16 protein-coding genes are annotated in these 21701 nt (G+C 34.6%); 9 read left to right on the forward strand and 7 right to left on the reverse strand.

Annotated elements, in window-relative coordinates; genetic code table 11:
• Positions 1-17: 17 nt before the first annotated feature.
• Positions 18-1250 (forward strand): diaminopimelate decarboxylase, encoded by a 1233-nt coding sequence (gene lysA, locus ACE94K_RS20440; RefSeq protein WP_378176869.1) that lies wholly within the window; start codon positions 18-20, stop codon positions 1248-1250.
• A gap of 185 nt (positions 1251-1435) precedes the next feature.
• Here the strand turns inward: lysA and ACE94K_RS20445 are convergent, their stop codons facing one another.
• From ACE94K_RS20445 to guaA, 5 genes are all read right to left on the reverse strand, one after another.
• A complete protein-coding gene (locus tag ACE94K_RS20445; protein WP_378184336.1) occupies positions 1436-2965 on the reverse strand; it encodes an amidohydrolase family protein in 1530 nt (509 codons plus the stop codon).
• Between the two features lie 220 nt (positions 2966-3185).
• Positions 3186-3410 (reverse strand): DUF3820 family protein, encoded by a 225-nt coding sequence (locus tag ACE94K_RS20450; RefSeq protein WP_378176871.1) that lies wholly within the window; start codon positions 3408-3410, stop codon positions 3186-3188.
• Between the two features lie 20 nt (positions 3411-3430).
• The gene (locus ACE94K_RS20455; protein ID WP_378176873.1) at positions 3431-3964 is read right to left on the reverse strand and encodes a hypothetical protein; all 534 of its coding nucleotides are present in this window, start codon (positions 3962-3964) and stop codon (positions 3431-3433) included.
• A gap of 354 nt (positions 3965-4318) precedes the next feature.
• Positions 4319-6493 (reverse strand): LysM peptidoglycan-binding domain-containing protein, encoded by a 2175-nt coding sequence (locus ACE94K_RS20460; protein WP_378176875.1) that lies wholly within the window; start codon positions 6491-6493, stop codon positions 4319-4321.
• A 60-nt stretch (positions 6494-6553) separates the two neighbouring features.
• Complete coding sequence (guaA, locus tag ACE94K_RS20465; RefSeq protein ID WP_378176877.1) at positions 6554-8086, reverse strand: glutamine-hydrolyzing GMP synthase; 1533 nt, start codon at positions 8084-8086, stop codon at positions 6554-6556.
• A gap of 133 nt (positions 8087-8219) precedes the next feature.
• On the opposite strand from guaA, the gene ACE94K_RS20470 reads away from it, so the two are divergent.
• Together ACE94K_RS20470 and ACE94K_RS20475 are read left to right on the forward strand one after the other, a co-directional pair.
• On the forward strand, positions 8220-8999 hold the full coding sequence (locus ACE94K_RS20470) for an alpha/beta fold hydrolase (protein ID WP_378176879.1): 780 nt from the start codon (positions 8220-8222) through the stop codon (positions 8997-8999).
• Between the two features lie 87 nt (positions 9000-9086).
• Entirely contained in the window at positions 9087-9632 is a 546-nt protein-coding gene (locus ACE94K_RS20475; RefSeq protein ID WP_378176881.1) for a pyridoxamine 5'-phosphate oxidase family protein, read from the forward strand.
• Here the strand turns inward: ACE94K_RS20475 and ACE94K_RS20480 are convergent.
• Positions 9629-10639, reverse strand: coding sequence for a ThuA domain-containing protein (locus tag ACE94K_RS20480; protein WP_378176883.1), 1011 nt, complete (start codon positions 10637-10639; stop codon positions 9629-9631). The two genes, ACE94K_RS20475 and ACE94K_RS20480, sit on opposite strands and share 4 nt — an antisense overlap.
• 316 nt (positions 10640-10955) lie before the next feature.
• Between ACE94K_RS20480 and ACE94K_RS20485 the strand changes: the two genes are divergently transcribed.
• The 3 genes from ACE94K_RS20485 (at position 10956) to ACE94K_RS20495 (ending at position 14400) form a co-directional block, all read left to right on the forward strand.
• Complete coding sequence (locus ACE94K_RS20485; protein WP_378176885.1) at positions 10956-11870, forward strand: M12 family metallopeptidase; 915 nt, start codon at positions 10956-10958, stop codon at positions 11868-11870.
• Positions 11871-12066: 196 nt separating this feature from the next.
• The gene (locus tag ACE94K_RS20490) at positions 12067-12603 is read left to right on the forward strand and encodes a helix-turn-helix domain-containing protein (protein ID WP_378176887.1); all 537 of its coding nucleotides are present in this window, start codon (positions 12067-12069) and stop codon (positions 12601-12603) included.
• A gap of 120 nt (positions 12604-12723) precedes the next feature.
• A complete protein-coding gene (locus tag ACE94K_RS20495) occupies positions 12724-14400 on the forward strand; it encodes a serine hydrolase domain-containing protein (RefSeq protein WP_378176889.1) in 1677 nt (558 codons plus the stop codon).
• 31 nt (positions 14401-14431) lie between these two features.
• Here the strand turns inward: ACE94K_RS20495 and bshC are convergent, their stop codons facing one another.
• A complete protein-coding gene (gene bshC / locus ACE94K_RS20500) occupies positions 14432-16027 on the reverse strand; it encodes a bacillithiol biosynthesis cysteine-adding enzyme BshC (RefSeq protein ID WP_378176891.1) in 1596 nt (531 codons plus the stop codon).
• A gap of 208 nt (positions 16028-16235) precedes the next feature.
• On the opposite strand from bshC, the gene ACE94K_RS20505 reads away from it, so the two are divergent.
• The 3 genes from ACE94K_RS20505 to ACE94K_RS20515 all read left to right on the forward strand — a co-directional run bounded on the left by ACE94K_RS20505 (position 16236) and on the right by ACE94K_RS20515 (position 21693).
• Entirely contained in the window at positions 16236-18716 is a 2481-nt protein-coding gene (locus tag ACE94K_RS20505) for a M14 family metallopeptidase (protein WP_378176893.1), read from the forward strand.
• Between the two features lie 138 nt (positions 18717-18854).
• Positions 18855-20978, forward strand: a complete 2124-nt coding sequence (locus tag ACE94K_RS20510) for a M3 family metallopeptidase (RefSeq protein ID WP_378184338.1) — start codon at positions 18855-18857, stop codon at positions 20976-20978.
• Positions 20979-20982: 4 nt separating this feature from the next.
• A complete protein-coding gene (locus ACE94K_RS20515; RefSeq protein ID WP_378176895.1) occupies positions 20983-21693 on the forward strand; it encodes a hypothetical protein in 711 nt (236 codons plus the stop codon).
• Positions 21694-21701: the final 8 nt, after the last annotated feature.

Genomic DNA, 21701 nt, shown 5'->3' on the forward strand with positions numbered 1-21701 from the left:
GCTTAATTTTATTTAAAATGGAAAACGCAAATTTATTGGCAATCGCAAAAGAGTTTGGGAGCCCTGTATATGTATATGACTCCGAAAAAATTGTTTCACAGTATGAGCGTCTTACTAGTGCCTTTAAACAGGTGAAACATGTAAAGTTAAATTATGCTGTGAAAGCATTATCTAATGTTGCGATTTTAAAGTTAATGAATTCGTTAGGTGCCGGCTTAGATACTGTATCTATTCAGGAGGTCAAACTTGGCTTGCTCGCTGGTGTAGCTCCAGAAAATATAATTTTTACTCCTAATGGTGTTTCTTTGCGAGAAATTGAAAAAGTTTCAGAAATGGGTGTTCAAATCAATATTGATAATCTATCCATTCTGGAACAATTTGGAACTAAACATCCGGATGTTCCCGTTTGCATTCGGATCAATCCACACGTAATGGCTGGAGGTAACAGTAATATCTCTGTTGGTCATATCGATAGTAAATTTGGTATTTCGATTCATCAAATACCGCATATTCTAAGAATTGTAGAAAACACAGGAATGAATATTAATGGTATCCATATGCATACCGGAAGTGATATTTTAGATATCGATGTATTTCTATATGCTAGTGAAATATTGTTTGAAACTGCGCTGCATTTTAAGAATTTGGATTTTATAGATTTTGGAAGTGGTTTTAAAGTTCCTTACAAAGAGGGCGATATTGAAACAAATATTGAAGAATTTGGTAAAAAGCTCACAAAGCGTTTTAATGCTTTCTGCAAAGAGTATGGCAAAGAATTAACGCTCGGTTTTGAACCTGGAAAATTTTTAGTAAGTGAAGCTGGTTATTTTCTGGCTGAAGTAAATGTAGTCAAACAAACCACCTCTACGGTTTTTGCGGGAATCGATAGTGGATTTAATCATTTGATCAGGCCTATGTTTTATAATTCATACCACCATATTGTAAATATTTCGAACCCCAAAGGACGAGAGCGTTTTTACTCTGTTGTTGGATATATCTGTGAAACTGACACTTTTGCTACTAACAGAAGGATTTCGGAAATCACAGAAGGTGACGTCATAGCGTTTAAAAATGCTGGTGCTTATTGTTTTTCTATGGCCAGTAATTATAATTCACGTTTTCGCCCGGCAGAAGTACTATGGCATAATAATGAAGCACATCTGATTCGTAGACGGGAAACCTTTGAAGATCTAACCAAAAATCAGGTAGATGTCGATATTTTTTCCAAAGTTACTGAACCTGCTTCTTAGAAACATCAGAACAGCTGTACATTGAAAATAAACTGAAAAGATAATTTATCTGTCACATTTCGACTACACTCAATGTGACAGATAAATTATTATATTATTCTTAAGTGCCCTCTGAATGACCGGTTGAACATATAAATAGTATTTCAAACGATTTTCTATTTTGATCAAACAGAATTAAAACGTGCTTATTCTTTTAGTCCCGGTTGAGATATATTATAATTCTCATTTTTCTTAGCTGTATCAACCATTTTTTTTACATCAGCCAGTAATTCTTTTGCATTGTAAATAATTCCATCTTTTACGGTGTATTTAACACCTCCTGTCCGTATTACCTCATTATCCTCAGTTAGTTTTATTGCACCCGTACCATACAACACTTTTAAATTTTTAAGAGGATTCTCATCTGCCAGCACAAAATCTGCCAATTTACCAACCTCTACAGATCCTATTTTGTCTGATGCTCCCAGAGCTTCAGCACCATTTAATGTAGCTGCTCGAATTACTTCTAAAGGATGGAAACCCGCTTCTCTCAAAAGCTCTAACTCTCTGATGTATGCAAAACCATATAATTGAAATATAAAACCAGAATCAGATCCTGCGGTAACTCTTCCTCCGCGATTTTTATATTCATTGATAAAAGTCATCCATAATCTATAATTTTCTTTCCAGGCAACCTCCTGTTCGGTTCCCCAATCGTGCCAATAGGATCCGTGTGAAATCTTGCTAGGCTGATAAAACTTCCATAAAGAAGGCAATGTATACGTTTCGTGCCACTCTGCTCGTCGCGCTCTGTGTAGATCTCTACTAGCTTCGTAAATATTAAAAGTAGGATCCAGTGTAAAATCTAATGCTAAGAGCTCATTCATTACTTTATTCCAATGATCAGAATAGGGCTTAGCTGCCTGTTTCCATAACTTTCCCGCTTCTTCAAACCGATGTTGTTCATTCTGATAATTGTAATCAAGAGGATAATGCTGCACTGTTTTATCATCGAATAATGCTTCTGGTAAACCATACCAATGTTCCATAGTTGTTAATCCCGCTCTAGCCGAGTGCAACACATTCCAACGCGCAACATCGGTTTGTGCATGATGACAGGCAGAACCTAATCCTAATTTTTTATTCTCATCAAGAGCTGCTTTCATAATTTCTGGAGCGGCTCCAAAAAACTTTATCCCATCTGCCCCTTTTTTTGCATTCTCCTGCACCCAAGTTCTGGCCATTTCCGGAGTGCTAATTGGATTCTTATTTCCTTGTCCAAATCCCGTGTACGCAAAAATACGAGGCGCAATAATTTCATTTTTTTCGCTTGCTTTTTTAAGCTTCAGTGTCCAGTCGATTCCTCTTCCGCTTGGCTCCCTAACAGTTGTGATTCCATGAGCCATCCATAATTTAAATACATAATCTGCATCTGCTCCCTGGGCTACCCCACCGATATGCCCGTGCATATCCACAAAACCTGGTAAAAGATACATTCCTTTAGCTTCTAATTCTCTACCACCTGGTTTTAGTTTTGGTCGTTTTGTATCGTCTATCTCAACTCCCGGGTACCCTACTACTACAATATTCTTGATCTTATTATTTTCTACAACGATATCTACCGGTCCTCTGGGCGGTGCTCCATTTCCATTAATTAAAGTAACACCTCTGATAATAAGTTGGGAGAATGGCCCTTCACTGAAATTTTGCGAATGAATTTTGGTTTGAAAAACCATAAAACAAATAAAAATTCCAATGCATAATTTGTACATTTTCATATAATGGATGATTTATGTGATGTAGCACAAAATACGATATCTTTTAGAAAATAAAACCTTCTATTGTTCTGTTTGTGGAAAGAACGAGCAACAAATATAAATCAAGCGAAAGAAGTAAGAATTAGTATATAATCAATATATCTTTTTGTTTTACTGTGAATATAAATAGTCTGCAGCATTATAGCTTCCTTATATTTCTAATAAGGTACTCTAACCCGTTTAATTTTAGTTCATAAACGGTCTGCATCTGGTGACCTAATGTTCCTTTGGGAAAACCTTTATTATGATACCATACAATGTAGTACTCTGGGAGATCTATTAGATATCTGTCTTTGTATTTACCAAAAGGCATTTTGGTATTGGCAAGTTTAATTAAAAAATCCTTTTGGAATTGAATATCCATACGACTACAGAAAAAATTGTCTATTTAGCATAGGCTCTATAGTACCACATCAAGTTCTTTACCTTCTTTTCCCATTTTTCCTGACTCACTTTATTTTTAGAGTGATCTGTTTCTGTGTCATACAACTCCTGCATGTTAACTCTCATCCGCTCCACCCTTTTGTACATTTTATTCAATTCTTTGCGAACGTTTTTTCCTGGTCTATACTCCTTTAATTTCTTGCGCATAATCCTTGCGTGCAACTCTGAAATATCAAAATGCAGTTGCTCGTGAAGTAGCAAGTATTGAGTCGACTGCCCTTTTTTCACCCAAGATAATGACGGGTAACAAAAGCTATCCACTTCATACTTTAATTCAGTTTTTCCGTAATCCTTACTTATAGACCATTGATACGTTATACCGGTATTTACACTAGCATCAAAATTACTGTCCAATTTAGGTTCTCCTCTAAAATCCGACCAGTCTAACGTACTCTTTTCTGCATAAGAAAAACGCTCTACATATCCATGATTAGCAAAAACTAAAACTAAGAGAATAGTAAAAAATTTACCCATAATTGCAATAATTATGCCCGGCTAAAGTTGTTTTTTCTATTTCAGATAAATATCAAATACGGGGCTAAGTATTGATAATCTTCACTAAAATAGGTTTATTATCTAAGATATAATTATTGTATATCTATTCCAATTGAAACAATTTTTTTTTCAATGTATTCAAAACTTTGAATTATGAAAACTGTTATCAATGGTATATCAATTTTCATGCCATGACCCTTAAACATTCCAAATCAGGCCCAAAGTTTTCATTATTTTGTCCCTTACATTTACCAACAAAATAATTTCAGCTTTTAAAAATAAAAAAAATGATTTTAAAATCAGCTTTAAAAATGATTATTGATGAAATAAATTTTATTCTATCACTGTAAGTTTCAGCTCATCATCAAATTTAATGATGTAAGATGCTTTATTATAATAGCCTCCTAATAACTTTTTTGCATAGTTAAATTTATTTTCTACATATTCTGTTGTTCCTTCAAAAGTTGCAGCGTGATACAAGTCATCTGCGGCACCTAGTCTCATTAAAATATCATAGGTGATATCAAAACCTCTAACCACATATTTACTTGGGATTGTACCAAACTCTCTCTTATACCTTTCTACTAAAGGGGTCATACTATTTTCGTCATAGTTATCAAACTCTTTATCTATTGATGGATAATGCAAATGTAATTTAGATAAATATTCATTTTTTATACTATCATCACCAAATGCATCATCCTTATTAGTAGTAAATAGAGTAATCTGATGACTTTCTGCTTTGGCGTTTAGCAATGTAGTAACATTACTAATCATTGCTACATCATCCGACTCCAAAAACACCCAATTTGGTTTATCTTTCGCCAAGACCTTATTTAGGTGAACTTCATATAGATAATTACCTTCTTCTATCTTTGCTATTTTTGCTTCTGGAAACTTGGTTACTAACTTATTTTTTATTTCTTCATATTTCTTTTTTCCTTGTTGTGCAATGATAACTATATTTTTGTCAGTAGAATCCTTTTCTACATATGCGATCAATTTATCCTGAAGCATGAGATCTGTCGGTCTTGTTTGAAAAAAATTACTATAAAGTTTTGATTCTCTATTAGAAATAGGAGAAAACACTGGTGTCTCGTATTTTTTTAATTCTTCCGCAGCAGCTTCTACATTTGCCTGATATAATGGCCCAATTACCGCATCCATTTCATCAAAATTATTTTGATTAATAAGTTGTTTAATATGGCCTGTATTATTATTTCTTTGAGTATCATACACCGTTAGATCGACACTAAGACCTCTACTTTTAGCAGAATCCACAGCCATCTGCACCCCTTTGTAAAAATCCAAAGCTACCCGTGTAGCTCGAGCTCTTCTGCTTCTGCTTTTCAAAAAATCTTCAGTTTCTTTTCTTGCATTAAGATCTAAAGTATCCAATGCAAACGGAAGCATTATTGCTAATTTCTTTGTTTTAAAATTAGATAACATATTTTCTAATTTTAACATCTTGCTTTTTGAAACGTCCATTGTTAATGAATCAATGGCATCCCTTTTGGGCAATGTAAGTACCATTCCGATTTTTAGACCATTTCTTGCATATGGGTTTAAGCTAAACAAGGAATCCGAAGAAATTTGAGCTCTTCTTAAAACACTAAAGAAACCTTCTTTAGGTTGAACCTCATACAATTCAAACTTATCTGTATCGATCATTTCTTCCAGTGGAACTACAATAGTTGTAGGAACGACGATCTCCATTCCATAAGGAAAATTAGGATCCATATCTGGATTTAATTGCTCTAATTCAGAAACTGTAATTCCGTGTCTTCTGGATATACTAAATTTAGTTTCTTTGGGTTTAACAACATATTTTGTCGTGGTAGATATTCTACTTCCTAATGAATCTATTGGCGTTTTAGTTTCTTTAACTGCATTATCTGCAAAAACCGGTATTCTTATTTTATCACGCTTTCGGATTTGCTCCGAATATAATCTTTTATTATGCTTCTTGATTTCATCAATAGTTATATTGTATTTCTCAGCAATTTCCGGTAAGGTTTCTTTTCTTCTAACTTTATGTGTCTTAAATCGAACAATCTGTCTTATCTCTTCTAACGGCTTTATACTATCCAGAATAGGATCGCTCACATTTTCGGTAGTATTAGCCATATCAGCATCTTTCTTATCCAATTTACCGACCCGTAAAATTTGCCCTAAATTGATACCATTAATCGCATCCGGATTTAAATTATAAATCGCTTCTGGGGTTGTGTTGTATTTCTTAGATAAACTATATACAGTATCATCTTCAACAACAACGTGGATTTTGTATTCTTGATCATCAATAACAGGGATAGCCAAGATTTGTCCTTCTCTAATCCCTTCTTTTGCCGAAGGATTTACTCTAAATATTGCCTCTTGAGTTGTATTATAGCGTTTAGCTATTCTAAATACATTCTCTCCCTTAGCAACTTTGTGACTTTTATATTGCTGAGCAAAACCAAAATTGGTTACAAAGAGCACAAATAAGAACAACAATATTTTTTTCATTCGATTTAATTTTAATGAATTTGATTTTATAAAAATCAACAGCTTTATGGTTTTGTTATATTACTCCCACTCTATCGTTGCCGGTGGTTTGGAGCTAATGTCATACACTACTCTATTAACGCCTTTTACCTTATTTATTATTTCATTAGAAGTTTTTTGTAAAAACTCATATGGCAGATTTACCCAATCTGCAGTCATCCCATCCGTACTCTCCACTGCTCTTAAAGCCACGCATTTTTCGTACGTTCTTTCATCTCCCATAACTCCAACACTTTGTACTGGAAGCAACATTGCTCCTGCTTGCCAAACCTTGTCATACAGACCATTATCTTTTAGACCGTTAATAAAGATGGCATCAACTTCTTGCAAAATACTAACTTTTTCTGGAGTAATATCTCCTAAAATACGAATTGCCAATCCTGGACCGGGAAATGGATGTCTTCCTAACAGTTCGGGATCAATACCCAATGATCGCCCAACACGCCTTACTTCGTCTTTAAATAACATTTTTAGAGGTTCTACCACTTTTAATTTCATGAAATCTGGTAATCCACCTACATTATGATGTGATTTTATTGTAGCCGACGGACCACCACTAACCGAAACAGACTCTATAACATCCGGATATATTGTTCCTTGCGCCAGCCATTTAGCATCTTCAATTTGATGAGCTTCATCATCAAACACTTCGATAAATACGCGACCAATTATTTTTCTTTTTCCTTCGGGATCACTTTCTCCCGCCAAAGCGTCCAAAAAGCGTGCCGAAGCATCCACTCCTTTTACATTCAGCCCCATTCCTTCGTACTGGGCTAGCACTGATGAAAATTCATTTTTACGAAGTAACCCGTTATTAACAAATATACAATGGAGATTATCACCGATAGCTTTGTTTAGTAAAACTGCTGCCACTGTTGAATCAACACCTCCAGAAAGACCTAGAACAACTTTATCATTTCCTAACTGCTCTTTTAATTTTTTTACGGTTTCCTCCACAAAAGAATCTGGAGTCCAATCTTGGGCGATACCTGCAATATTTACTAAAAAGTTCTCTAAAAGCTGTGTGCCGTCTTTTGAATGATACACCTCTGGATGAAATTGAATCGCATAGGTTTCTTCTCCTTCTATTTTAAAAGCAGCATTTTCTACATCTTGGGTACTTGCCAGAAGTTTTGAGTTCGCTGGTAATTCTTTAATGGTATCACTATGACTCATCCATACTTGAGAACCTTCAGAAATATTCTGAAACAATTCATTTTTACTTATGTAAGACAAATTTGCCCGACCGTATTCTCTCGTATTAGATTCTGCTACCCGTCCACCTCCAAAATGTGCTAAATATTGGGCACCATAACAAATACCTAATAATGGTTTTTTGCCCTGTATTTCTGACAGATCTGGATGTGCAACATCATTACCACGCACAGATAATGGACTGCCAGATAAAATAACAGCTTTATAATCACTGATATTTTTTGGAGGTTTATTATACGGATGTATTTCTGAATAAATATTGAGTTCTCTTACTCGGCGTCCTATAAGTTGTGTTACTTGTGACCCGAAGTCTAAAATAAGTACCTTGTTATTTTGCATAGGCAAAAATAAAATTAAATTGAAAACCTTGAAATCCTTACTGATATAATTTTCAACATAACGGTTTTTTTATGAAGACCTTGTCAATTACCAATAAAAATAGCAACTTACTTAGTATATTTATAGAAAAACTATGAAGTATTCATTTCTAAGTCGTTTTTTACGTTGCTTTATATTTTTTACCATCATTTCCTGCAAAAGTGGTTTAGACCAAAGAGGCACTAATAGTTATACGAGTAGTATTGACGAAGATTCTTTTAAAGAAATTCCGCTGAATCCGGGCAACATAATTAGTGAGATTAAGGTTAATGACAAAGAATCTGAGTGGAAATACGACTTAACAATTCCTAAAATCAAGGATGGCGAAAAAGTTCCGCTATTTATCGTTTTACACGGTGGCGTTGGAAGTAAAAACTATACTAAATTTAGTAATTGCCTGGTCGTTCCAGGACTAAAAGATGCTGGGGGATTTATTTTTAGTCCTTCAGGAGCTTGGCGGACCTGGACATTGGATTATCTTGAAAAAAGAATTCTGGACTTTATTGATTTAGCTAAAAAGCATTGGCCAATTGATCCCAACAAAATTATTTTGGTAGGATATAGTAACGGTGCTATCGCAGGATGGCAATATGCCAAAGATTATCCAACAATTTTTTCTGGGATGGTATTGATGGGATCTAACTGCAAAGTAGAAGAAAAACTCAATATCCCAATTTATGTAATACAAGGAACAGAGGATAAATTTTTTCCAATAAAGAAAACCAGAAAACGTATTGCAGAAGCCAAGGCATTAGGCTGCAATATCACTTTTGTAGAAGCTAAAGGAAGAACACATATTAAAGCATGTGAATATCAAGAAATATTAAAAACAAGTATTTCGTGGATGGAAGAAGAAGTCTGGAATGTGCAGTAAACAGCAGAAGATTTAAATCTTATATTTTTTTGAGGTTACCCTATAATTTAAGTAACTTTAGGTAATCCATAATAAACCTAACCACCCATGACTGATATTATATTTTCTTCTATTGTAGTTGATCTTAAGGCCGCTATTGAAAATAAAACGCATCCTTTTAGATATTTCACCTTAGCAACCTCAGATTTCAACAACATCCCCAGACAGAGAACGGTTGTCTTAAGAAACGTAGATGATGAATTGAATATGATGATATATACAGACGAAAGATCTAAAAAAATTGCTAATATCCAAGCAAATAATAGAGTAAGCCTATTATTCTACGATCAAGCGCGTTTACTACAAATTACAGTAAAGGCCAAAGCAGAAATAATTACAAACGAAAAAGTAATACAACAAATCTGGAAACAAATCCCTGAGAAAGCCAAAAAGGACTATACCACAGAATTATCCCCCGGAAGAGAAATCAAAAACCCTGAAGAGATCGATTATTTGGAGGGAAAACATTTTTTCTCTGCTATAAAGATAATTCCGGCCAGAATAGAATACCTGAGATTAAAAAGACCAAGTCATATACGAGTTGTCTTTAAAAAAGACAACGGAAGCTGGAAAGGAACCTATATCGTACCTTAATCTTTTTTCACCAACTTAAAATTGCTTTTCTGACTTCCGGATACCACACTACCAATATAAAGTCCACGGGATAAATTTTCTACATTGATCTCTGTTGAAGCAACTTCAGAAGGTATTTCTCCTTCGTAAACTAATTTTCCATTAATATCATAGATGAGTAATGATTTTGTTCTGACAACATCAGAAGTGGTAAACCTGAAGACATCACTTACCGGGTTTGGGCTAATCTGAAAAGGTATTTTTAAACTTGGCCCGCCCACGCTCAAGGTATTACCGATCACATATTTTATTCCTTCTTCTACATGTTTTATAAAATCAGTATCATTGGTATAATCGCTAGAATTATGACCTAAAGCCGTATAAAATGATCGTCCTCCTCCATATTCTTTATACCAGGATATGGGTCTTGCCTCGTCATAATCGTTAGAACCTGTAGATTCTACCATTAATAAATTGATATTGCCGCTAAACAACTGTCCGCCATTATTTTTCCAATAATAATACTCTTCAGATTTATTCCAGGTAGTGCCAAGAAAATCAACAGAAGGATGAGAATTTACAACTGTCATATCGGCATTGAAGTTATTACTCGTGTGATTGGGATTCGTCTGTACAATACCTCCAACCAATTCATTATAAAAAGGCCAGCTTCTGTCTCTATACGTGTCTGTTGCTGCATGGATCCCTAAAAATCCACCTCCGTTTGCTATAAAATCTTCAAAAGCCTGTCGCTGAGAAGCATTGAGCAAATTATTACCGCTGGTGTTACACCAGATTACAGCACTATACTGCGCCAGGTTGCTGGCACTAAAATCATTAGCATTATCCGTTTCCTCTGTTGTCCAGAGACCATTGGTATCTCCAAGATTAGTGATCATCATAACACCCGCACTGATTGAAGGATGCGTAAAACCATTAGTCTTTGTAAACACCAATACCCTATCCTGAGCAACGGTATAAGAGGTAATAAAGAAAAGTAAGGCAACTAAGAATACGTGAGCTTTCATGGTAGTAAGAGTTTGTTGTTACATAACGCAAATTACTACCCTAAATTATAATCAAACGAAAAGAGAAGATGTTTCAACTGAATCATTATTTAAAAAAAATAGTACGGATAAAAATTTCGTAACTGCATTTTTATCAAATTTTCTTAGTACAACTAAAAAATATTTTAACACATTGAATTACAATACCTAAGACATAAAGTAATACCAAATTATCACAAACACATAACTTATTACCCATTTTGCAGATACACTGGGATGGTTAAAACTAAAAAGTGTTAAATTAACTATTAATTAACAACATTTAAACCAATTTATTATGAAAACAACAAAATTTTGGAACGCAAGCAAAGTACTATTCTCGGTTTGCCCCGTTCTCTTATTTTTTCTAGTTTCTTGTGAATCTGACATTCAGGAACAAACCATTGAAAACGAAGTGGAGATAAGTCAAGAACTTAAATTAACGTTAGAAGCAGAACAAATAGAATTTCAAGGTACAAAAGTATCAAAGATCTTATTTGGAACCGAGGTTAAAGTAATTTCACTAGGCGATGGAAATTACGCATTGGGTGATATGATATTGACAGAAGAAAATTTTGATGCTAAAGATGGATCAGATATCGGGAAAGGTGTCTGGGACAGACGTGTGAATAAATGGCCAAATCGCACCATTCTTTACAGATACTCCAATAACATGCCACAGGCTACAAAAGATAAGGTAATTTATGCGGCGAATTATATCACGGATAATACTGATTTAACCGTTCGTAGATGGAACAGTAATGACAGTGCCGGTTATGTGTGGGTTGGTTACAGTGAGTCCAGTGGTTGCTCGGCTCAACTAGGCTACAAGAATCAAAAATTTCCTGGACAACGAATGAATTTAGCCTCTGGATGTTCTAGAGGCTCTGCTATTCATGAATTCCTGCACGTAGCCGGAATCATTCATGAGCAAAATCATTGGAACCGAGATGCCTATGTTCAAGTATTGTTTAGCAATATCTTGGATGATAAAGAATTCAACTATTTTAAAGTATCAGATGCAAATGGTTGGGAAATATCAGATGTTCTTGATACCAACTCGATTATGATGTATGGATCATACTTTTTTAGAACACAGCAAGCAATTGATAACGGCTGGAGATCGATGAGAAGAGTTGATGGAAGTACCATCGTTCCTAATCGAAGTTATATGACCACAAATGATATTAGAATAATTAATGCGGTGTATTAATACATAAATTATTATTAAAATAAACGCAGATTATTTAATATAAGCCTTCTGGAAATTATTCAGTAGGCTTATATGCTTTTATGTAAAGCACTAAAACCCGCTAATATTACTAAATTTGATTACTGCAAAACTGTTTATAGCTAGTACAATACCGCGTGAGTACGCACAGCTCAAAATATCAAATTCAACTTAAAAAATGTCTAGATTAGTAGTATATCGAGAAAAACAAAATTTGACACAAGAAGAACTCTCTAATAAGTCGGGAGTTTCTGTTCGCACTATTCAACGAATTGAATCGGGAATAGCTCCAAAAGGCTACACACTTAAAGCTTTAGCAAAAGCATTAAGTTTAGATGAAAAGGAACTGCTAAAAAGAGAGGCTGATCAAAAACAAATTAATTATAAACTTACCAATATAATTAACCTTTCCTCCTTACTTGTTGTTTTCATTCCTATATTAAGTATTGCTTTTCCTTTGGTTATAACACATTTCAAAAAGCAATATAATCCGCTTACCAAACAAATAGTAACCATTCAAATTCTTTGGTCCACTCTGACTATTGCAATATATCTAATCGGAAGTGTTCTCAATTTAGGAGAATTAGGACGCAACTTCGCATTAGTACTTCTTTTACTTCTGGTCTTTGCAAACGTCTGTATTATTTTAAGAAACAGTATTGAACTTAATAAAAATAACACTCTTTATTTCAACTTGAAAAATAGCATTATATAAGAGTACAGTATGATTGGCGGCTTTCTGGCAGCTTTTTGGCGTGTTTATTTTAATACTTTGTTTGCTTGATTGTAGACTTTTGTATTGTCACAGAGTATTAAAAAAAACACCCATAATTTCATGAATACAAAAGGATTCTTTTCGCTAATAATAATCTTATCGTTTTCTATCCATACCGTCTATTCTCAATACAATAAAAAACATATTGAAAAAATAGATAACCTCTTTACCTCTTGGAATGCACCTAATCATCCTGGTGGTTCGATTATGGTAGTAAAAAATGGTACAACAATATTTTCAAAAGCATATGGACTAGCAAGTTTAGAATACAGCGTATCCAATACTACCAATACACTTTTTAACATTGGTTCGATATCTAAACAATTTACCGCAATGGGTATTGTACTGTTAGAAGAGCAAAACAAACTCTCTTTTAATGACAATATAAGGAAACACCTTACTGAACTTCCCGATTTTGGAAAAACTATAACAATACGTCATCTCCTGAATCATACAAGTGGATTAAGAGATATACACGGACTACTAGGAATTGCAGGATGGCGAAGTATGGATGTAGAAACAAATGAAGACATTTATAGAATTCTTAAAAATCAAAAAGACCTTAATTATGAACCCGGAAAAGAATTTTTGTATTGTAATACAGGATATATCCTATTAGCTAAAATTATAGAAAAAATAAGTGAAACATCATTTAGAAATTGGATGACGAAAAACATCTTTGATCCTTTAGGTATGAAAGACACCTACGTTCAAGATCAATATGACCAAGTTGCTCTAAATAATGCCACTTCATACTATTCTTCTGAAGAAATTAAACGAGCGATAGATTACTGGGGATATTATGGATCAGGAAACATGTATTCGACTACAGCCGATCTTAATCTTTGGTTACAAAATTTTATTACCTCAGAAAAAAAATGGGCTAAACCTTTTCAAAAATTACTGACTGTTACTCCTCTTACCAATGGTTTTTACACAAATTATGGTTTTGGAGTACGTGTAGAAAAACATATGGGCAGAAAAGTTATTCAACATGGAGGAGCTGTTGGAGGATTTAGATCAATAGTAAAGGTTTACCCAGAAGAACAGTTTAAGATCATAATTTTATCTAATTTTTCTGGAGGTGATATTTATGGAAAGTCAAATAAAATTACTCAAATTGTTTTAGGAAATAAGGACATTAAACAAGAAAAAAAGCAAGAAAAACAATCACAAAAAGTGCAAGTCAGCCTTTCTAATAAAAACCTTTCTAAATTTGAAGGAATTTATTGGAGTTCTGAGGAAAAATATGGCAGAATAATATATCTAAAGAATGATACTCTTAGGTACAAAAGGCCTTCTGGTAATGAATACTTGTTAGCTCCTGTAAGCAAAAACTCTTTTCAAATACTGAATACAAATGAAGACATATTTCTCAGTTTTGACACAAAAACAACTACTCCAAAAATCACGGTCTCAATTCCAAATCAAATACCTGGTGTTCTAGAATTTCATCAAAGCATTACAAAAGACAATATAATTGACCCTATAGAATACATTGGTGATTATTATAGTCCCGAGCTAAGAACTACCTATTCAATTTCATTAGAGAATTCAGACCTTTACTGCGAACATGTCAGACATGGGAAAATAAAAATGATACGTTTATTTAATGATATTTTCAAAGGTGATTGGCCGATTAGCACTCTGGAGATAAAAAGAGACCATAACGGAAAGGTGCATGGCATATACATTTCAAATGGTCGAACTCGAAATGTTTGGTTCAAAAAGAATTGAGTTGGCCTGAAACTATATCAACAGTAATAATTTACTGCTTTAATACAATAAACTCTCCACATAAAGGATCCAACTGTTTAATTAACTCTGGAATCAGGTTTTCTCCGTATTCCAAATACATTTCAGAGTAATTAATATAGCGTTCCTGTAAACTTTGATTAGGAAATAGTTCATTTTGGATTTTAGTAAGACGTTTTACGTGATCACTGAGCTTTATTCTTTGTGCCTTAAGCAATCGTTTTTCTAACATATCTAAACCCTTGAGTTGCTTTATCTCTTGAGCTTTGACGGCGTTTACAAAAGTAACATCTGTTTTTTCAGCCAATTCATACATTCCTTTAAACTGTTCTTTGAGATGTTCACGCTGAGAATCAAAATTAATATCAATATTAGATATCTGTCGTACTTTTCGATTGATCAACTCGTGCTGCTTTAGAAATAACTCTGCGTCAGAAACATTTAATTTCTTTATTTTATCTGATTGCTTTTTGGTCTGAATTAAAACCGAATTACGCAGTAATAATATTGGAAAGGGAACCGAGACAGCCTCAAAATAATCCTTTAATTCTAACCAATATGCCAACTCTCCTCCGCCACCGATGTAACAAAGATTTGGTAAAATTACCTCTTGATACAATGGCCTCATCATCACATTAGGACTAAACCGCTCCGGGAACTCAGAGAGTTCTTTTAATATCTCACTCTTTCTCCAAACAATTTCAGTATCGTTTACAAAATAACTTCCCTCCTTTTCTATGATACGTTCTCTAGATCCTTCAGACAGATAAAATAAATTAATTTCTCTGGGATTGACTTGTACCTTATATCCTTTTGCATCTAATTTTTCTGCTTTTGGCAATACACTGTTATAAGAAACCTGTTCTTCTAATTCCTTCTTTACATATGGAATAAAAAGACTTTTCAGTTCTTTATCATCCCCATCTACAACCACCAAACCATATCCTTTAAACAACTCATTTGCTAAGTATCTGGTAGCATCAGCCAATTTATTATTTTTCAAATACGCTTCTTCAAAAAGAGATTTTAATCGTTCCGCATTTCGTCCCGACCCAATTTCCGAAGAAAATATCTCAAAAACTTTGTCTAATCCTTCGGTATCAAAAACTCCTACTGCGCCACCACCTTTGCGATTCCATTGTATCTTTTTTCCTTTAAAATTAAAATAGTTGATCTCGTCAAAATCGTGATCCTCCGTTGCCATCCAATATATGGGAACAAAATCATATTCTGGATTTTTTTCTTTTAGTATGCTAGTGAGATTGATCGTAGAAACTATTTTATACAAAAAGTATAACGGCCCTGTAAATAGATTCAACTGATGTCCGGTTGTGATGGTAAATGTGGTATCCTTATCCAAAAGATCTAGATTCTTTTGGGTAGCTTCAGAAATATTGACATTTCTATATTGAGAAGACAAAGAAGTTTTCAATACCAGACGGTTTTCTGGAGGAAAAGATTGTTGCTTTTCCTGGAGTTGATCTTTAAAATTATCAAGTTTCGGGAATCTATGATAAAATTCTTTTAGGGCTGGTTTTTCTTTTAAATAATCGCAAATAAAAGATGAAAAGTAATTCGTTTCTCTAAACGGAATACGCTCACTAGGCATAGAAAGGTCTTTTTAGATCGATAAATATACGGCGGATTGTGATTGCATTACTTTTTTTATATTTTTTTTAATATTCAAGAAAACTGGAGTCTACATTATTTAGTTTCCTAAATTCATAAATATCTATAATCCCAAATCCTAAAATTTAGTTAATACCATTTATATCCTAAATTTAACGCGCTATTTTACCAAAATTAAAAACTCATCAATGAAAAAAATTCTCTTAACACTCTTCGTTGTTACTTCAACATATGCGTTTTCACAAAATGATATCCAATCGCCATCAGCATTTTTAGGATATGAATTAGGTAGTCAATTTACGCGACATGCAGATGTGGTTAATTATTTTAATCATATAGCCGCTAATTCTGAATTAGTTACCTATCACACCTACGGAAAAACCAATGAAAGAAGGCCTCTTACCTATGCCATCGTGACCAGTGCAGAGAATCAAAAAAACATTGAAAATATTCGTCTTGATCATCTTAAAAACACAGGTATTATCAAAGGAAACAGCACTCCGCAAACAGCAATTGTATGGCTAAGTTATAACGTTCACGGAAACGAAGCTTCTAGTACCGAAGCTTCTATGAAAACAATATATGAGCTTATTACCACCAAAAAAGACTGTTTACAAAACACCGTTGTAATTATGGATCCCTGTGTGAATCCTGACGGTAGAGATCGCTATGCTAATTGGTATAATCAAACCAAAGCTACACCTTATAATACGGACCAAAATGCAACAGAGCATAACGAGCCATGGCCGGGTGGAAGACCCAACCATTACCTTTTTGATTTAAATAGAGATTGGGCTTGGGCAACACAGGTAGAATCCTACAGCCGCTTAACGGCTTATAATAAATGGATGCCGCACATTCACGTAGATTTTCATGAACAAGGTATTAATGAACCTTATTATTTTGCACCTGCTGCAGAGCCTTTTCACGAAATTATAACACCCTGGCAACGAGATTTTCAGACTCAAATTGGTAAAAACCACGCCAAATATTTTGATGCAGAAGGTTGGTTATTTTTTACAAAAGAACGTTTTGACCTCTTATATCCAAGTTATGGAGACACCTATCCTACTTTTATGGGAGCCATTGGTATGACCTATGAGCAAGCCGGACATGGTCGAGCAGGATTAGGTATCCAGACTGACGAAGGTTATGTACTTACTCTTAAAGACAGATTGGAACATCATACGACTACGGGATTATCTACGGTCGAAATTTCATCTAAAAATGCAACAAAACTTAATAATGAATTCAAAAAATTCTTTAATAACTCCGGGCTAAAATACAAGAGCTACGTGTTGAACGGCGAAGCAGATAAAATTGATGCGTTAACCAAACTTCTCGACAAACACGAGATTACATATGGATATGCCAATATTGAGAAAATATCCGGTTTTAACTTTAGAGAGAATAAGCAAGGTAACATAAATGGAAAAGGAGCTTTGGTTGTAAGCACGGATCAACCAAAGGGTAAAATGGTAAAAGTATTATTCGAACCGGATGCTAAACTAAGTGAACCTCTTACCTATGATATCACCGCTTGGAGCATTCCACACGCATATGGATTAGATGCCATTGCTTCGACTAAGTTAATCGCCGCCAACGGAGCAAAAAAAACAAATCAAATCAATAACACCGCTAGTGCAACAGGTGCAGGATATATTGCCCAATGGAACAGTTTGAATGATGCTCAGTTTCTTGCGGATCTGTTAAAGAATAAAATTAGAGTTCGTTTTAGTGAAAAAGATTTTAGTAATAACGGTACAAAATTTAAAAAAGGGAGTTTAATTATTACCAAAAGTGACAATAGAAAAATCAAAGATTATGATAAAATTGTCATAGACCTTGCAAATAAGCATCATCGAAAAATCTACACAACAGCTACCAGTTTTGCATCAAATGGCGTAGATTTTGGATCTCCAGATGTGAAGCTAATCAATAATCAACGTATCGCAGTGTTAAAAGGAAACTATACCTCATCTCTAAGTTACGGAGAAATCTGGCATTTCTTTGAACAGCAACTCGGATACCCAATCACTTCTATAGATACGGATTACTTCAAAAGAACTGATTTGAATAAGTACGATGTATTAATTCTCCCCAACGGTTATTACGGAGGGTATTTTGATAAGAACACATTAGATAAACTGAAGACCTGGATTCGAAACGGAGGAAAAGTCATCGCAATTGCAAATGCCGTGAACACCTTTGCCAATAAAGATGGGTTTGACCTTAAAAGTAATAAACCAAAAGAAGAGAAAAAGGATTCTATAGGTAATCTTATTCCTTATGATAAACGTGAGCGCGAGCAGGTTAAAAATTTCATTACCGGAAGTATTTACAAAACAAAAGTAGATACTTCGCATCCTTTAGCTTTTGGATATGAAGATACCTATTTTAGCTTGAAACTGGGGAGTAGTTCATATAAATTTTTAAACGATGGATATAATGTTGTTTATATGCAAGAACCAACAAGCGTATCCGGTTTTTCTGGTAAAGATGCTCTTGAGGGTCTAAAAAACTCATTGGTCTTTGGTGAGGCCAGAATGGGTGATGGAAGTGTCATTTACATGGTAGACAACCCCTTATTTAGATCTTTTTGGGAAAATGGAAAACTGTTTTTTGTAAACGCAATTTTCCTTACTAATAATAATAAGTTTAGGATTTAGTTGGAGGTTTTTGCCGGTGTTCTACTCACAGAAATTGAGTCATTTAAAAACATTCAGAAACTCAAATACACAAACAGGATGAATATACGACACATCTCAAAAACGCTCCAAACTATAGCGATTTGTTCAATAATTGTTATGACAAGTTGTAATAAAAAGAAAGAAACCGTGGAAGATTCAAATCAGAAAGAAGAAATTTCAAATGTTTTGTTGGCAGAATGGACAGGACCTTACGGAGGTATTCCAGCTTTTGACAAGATGAACATTGCAGACATTAAACCTGCTCTAGAAAAAGGTATGGAATTAAACCTAGCTGACATCGATGCCATTACCCAGAATCCCGAAACCCCAACCTTTGAAAACACTATTCTTCCTTTAGAGAAATCAGGAGAAGAACTCAATAGAGTGTTTACCTACTATGGTATTTTAAGTAGCAATATGTCATCCCAAGAATTTAGAGAGATTCAGAAAGAAATGGCACCGAAATTATCTGATTTTCGCTCTAAAATATCTCAGAATAAAGCCTTATTCCAGAGAATAAAAACGGTATACGATAACGCTCAGAAACAACCTTTGGAAGCAGATCAGCAGCGTGTAGTACAATTGACCTATGAGCAATTTGCGATGGATGGTGCAGAATTAGACGCAAAAAAAAAGAAACGTTATGCAGAAATAAATAAAGAGCTCTCTGAACTTTACACTGCTTTTTCTAATAATGTTTTAGCTGATGAAGAAGGATATGTCACCTATCTTACAAAAGATCAACTAGGTGGTTTATCCGAACCATTAATAAAAGCTTATGCCAAAGCCGCAGCGGATAGAGGAAAAGAGGGTATGTATGCTGTTACAAACACAAGATCTTCAATGGATCCGTTTTTAAAATATTCTACAGAAAGAGAACTGAGAGAAAAAGTCTGGAAAAATTATTATTCCAGAGGTGATAACGGAGATGATAAAGATAATAATGAGAACATTGCTAAAATTCTAAAGTTAAGAAAAGAACGTGTAGCATTATTAGGATATGATAATTATGCGGATTGGCGATTACAAAACCGAATGGCCAAGAACCCTGAGAACGCTATGAAGTTAATGAATGCTGTTTGGCCAGCTGCTATTGCCAGAGTAAAAGAAGAAGTAGCCGATATGCAAGCTGTAGCCAATGCAAATAAAGACAATATCACTATTGAACCTTGGGATTACAGATACTATGCAGAAAAAGTAAGAAAGAAAAAGTATGATCTAGACTCTGATGAAGTAAAGCAATACCTGCAATTAGACAAATTAAGAGAAGCCATGTTTTTTGTGGCTGGAGAATTGTTTAACTATAAATTCACTCCGGTAGCAGAAGGAACCGTTCCTGTATTTCACGAAGATGTAAAAGTCTGGGAAGTAAACGACAAAACCTCGGGAGATCATATTGGATTATGGTACTTGGATCCATTTGCCCGCACAGGTAAACGTTCTGGTGCATGGGCAACCCCTTATAGAAGTCACACCACTTTTAATGGTAAAAAAACCGTGTTGGCATCTAATAACTCTAACTTTGTAAAACCGGCTCCGGGAGAATCCGTATTAGTTTCCTGGGATGATGCAGAAACATTTTTCCATGAGTTCGGTCACGCACTACATTTCTTCTCATCAGAAGTTAGATATCCAACGCTTAATGGTGGTGTTCGTGATTATACGGAGTTCCAATCTCAGTTGTTAGAACGCTGGTTATCTACAGATAAAGTAATAGACAATTATTTGGTTCATTATAAAACTGGAGAACCTATTCCCAAATCATTGGTTGATAAAATCAAAAAAGCAGCTACTTTTAATCAAGGATTTGCTACTACAGAGTATTTAGCCTCGGCACTGATGGATATGAAATTTCATTTAGCAGACCCAACAAATATTGATGTAGATGCATTTGAAAAAGAAACCTTGGCAGCATTGAATATGCCAAAAGAATTGGTCATGCGTCATCGTTCCCCACATTTTGGTCACGTATTTTCTGGAGAAGGTTACGCTACTGCTTATTATGGATATATGTGGGCAGATGTCCTTACATCTGATGCGGCAGAAGCGTTTACCCAAGCTCCTGATGGATTCTATGATAAAGAATTAGCTGCTAAACTGGTTAAATATCTTTTTGCTCCCAGAAATGCTATGGATCCTGCAGAAGCTTACAGATTATTTCGAGGACGTGATGCTAAAATCGAAGCACTCATGAAAGATCGCGGATTTCCTGTTACAGAAAAAGACTCCTCTCCTAAGTAAAAGTATGAGTACAATCGCCCGTCTGGATCCCGAAAAAATCATTCATACTATCGCACTTTTAGAAAAGCGTATTGATGATAGATTTCCTGATTCTGGTCTCAAAAAAGTATGCCATGATTTTGTACAAACTGCCCGAGCAAGTAAGCAGAATATTGATTGGATCTCCAAACCAAATCTGTCCTTAAGGATTTTCGCGTATCTGGTAATACTTATTGGATTAGGTGGATTGATTTACAGTATTACCTATGTAGATTTACAAATCAAAAACACTACACTTGCTAATATTGTTTCTATCTCTGAAGCAATATTTAATGATATAATTTTAATAGGAGCTGCGATTTTCTTTTTGGTATCTTTAGAAACCCGATTAAAAACAAAGCGCGCTCTAAAAGCCCTTAATGAACTAAGAGTGATTGCTCACGTAATTGATATGCATCAATTAACCAAAGATCCTAATCTAACCGATTTACCCGAATCTGCAACAGAAAATTCTCCAAAAAGAACTTTCACCAGGTTCGAACTCCAGAGATATCTAGACTATTGTTCTGAAGCTACAGCACTTGTTAGCAAAGTAGCTGCGTTATACTCCCAAAGCTTACCGGATGAATCAGTGGTTCGCGCTGTGAATGATATAGAGGCACTCACTACCGGTTTAAGCCGAAAAATCTGGCAAAAGCTTATTATTCTTAACGATTCGAGTCCTAATAAAAACTAAAACACATA

The sequence above is a fragment of the Aquimarina besae genome (genome assembly GCF_042434905.1).
Classification (GTDB): domain Bacteria; phylum Bacteroidota; class Bacteroidia; order Flavobacteriales; family Flavobacteriaceae; genus Aquimarina.

Excerpts from the sequence above, each read along its gene's own strand:
- ACE94K_RS20445 (WP_378184336.1), bottom strand. The coding sequence starts at position 2,965 with ATGGTTTTTCAAACCAAAATTCATTCGCAAAATTTCAGTGAAGGGCCA.
- guaA (WP_378176877.1), bottom strand. The coding sequence starts at position 8,086 with ATGCAAAATAACAAGGTACTTATTTTAGACTTCGGGTCACAAGTAACA.
- ACE94K_RS20490 (WP_378176887.1), top strand. The coding sequence starts at position 12,067 with ATGTCTAGATTAGTAGTATATCGAGAAAAACAAAATTTGACACAAGAA.
- bshC (WP_378176891.1), bottom strand. The coding sequence starts at position 16,027 with ATGCCTAGTGAGCGTATTCCGTTTAGAGAAACGAATTACTTTTCATCT.
- ACE94K_RS20460 (WP_378176875.1), bottom strand. The coding sequence starts at position 6,493 with ATGAAAAAAATATTGTTGTTCTTATTTGTGCTCTTTGTAACCAATTTT.
- ACE94K_RS20515 (WP_378176895.1), top strand. The coding sequence starts at position 20,983 with ATGAGTACAATCGCCCGTCTGGATCCCGAAAAAATCATTCATACTATC.
- ACE94K_RS20510 (WP_378184338.1), top strand. The coding sequence starts at position 18,855 with ATGACAAGTTGTAATAAAAAGAAAGAAACCGTGGAAGATTCAAATCAG.
- ACE94K_RS20495 (WP_378176889.1), top strand. The coding sequence starts at position 12,724 with ATGAATACAAAAGGATTCTTTTCGCTAATAATAATCTTATCGTTTTCT.
- ACE94K_RS20450 (WP_378176871.1), bottom strand. The coding sequence starts at position 3,410 with ATGGATATTCAATTCCAAAAGGATTTTTTAATTAAACTTGCCAATACC.
- ACE94K_RS20470 (WP_378176879.1), top strand. The coding sequence starts at position 8,220 with ATGAAGTATTCATTTCTAAGTCGTTTTTTACGTTGCTTTATATTTTTT.
- ACE94K_RS20480 (WP_378176883.1), bottom strand. The coding sequence starts at position 10,639 with ATGAAAGCTCACGTATTCTTAGTTGCCTTACTTTTCTTTATTACCTCT.
- ACE94K_RS20505 (WP_378176893.1), top strand. The coding sequence starts at position 16,236 with ATGAAAAAAATTCTCTTAACACTCTTCGTTGTTACTTCAACATATGCG.
- ACE94K_RS20455 (WP_378176873.1), bottom strand. The coding sequence starts at position 3,964 with ATGGGTAAATTTTTTACTATTCTCTTAGTTTTAGTTTTTGCTAATCAT.
- lysA (WP_378176869.1), top strand. The coding sequence starts at position 18 with ATGGAAAACGCAAATTTATTGGCAATCGCAAAAGAGTTTGGGAGCCCT.
- ACE94K_RS20475 (WP_378176881.1), top strand. The coding sequence starts at position 9,087 with ATGACTGATATTATATTTTCTTCTATTGTAGTTGATCTTAAGGCCGCT.
- ACE94K_RS20485 (WP_378176885.1), top strand. The coding sequence starts at position 10,956 with ATGAAAACAACAAAATTTTGGAACGCAAGCAAAGTACTATTCTCGGTT.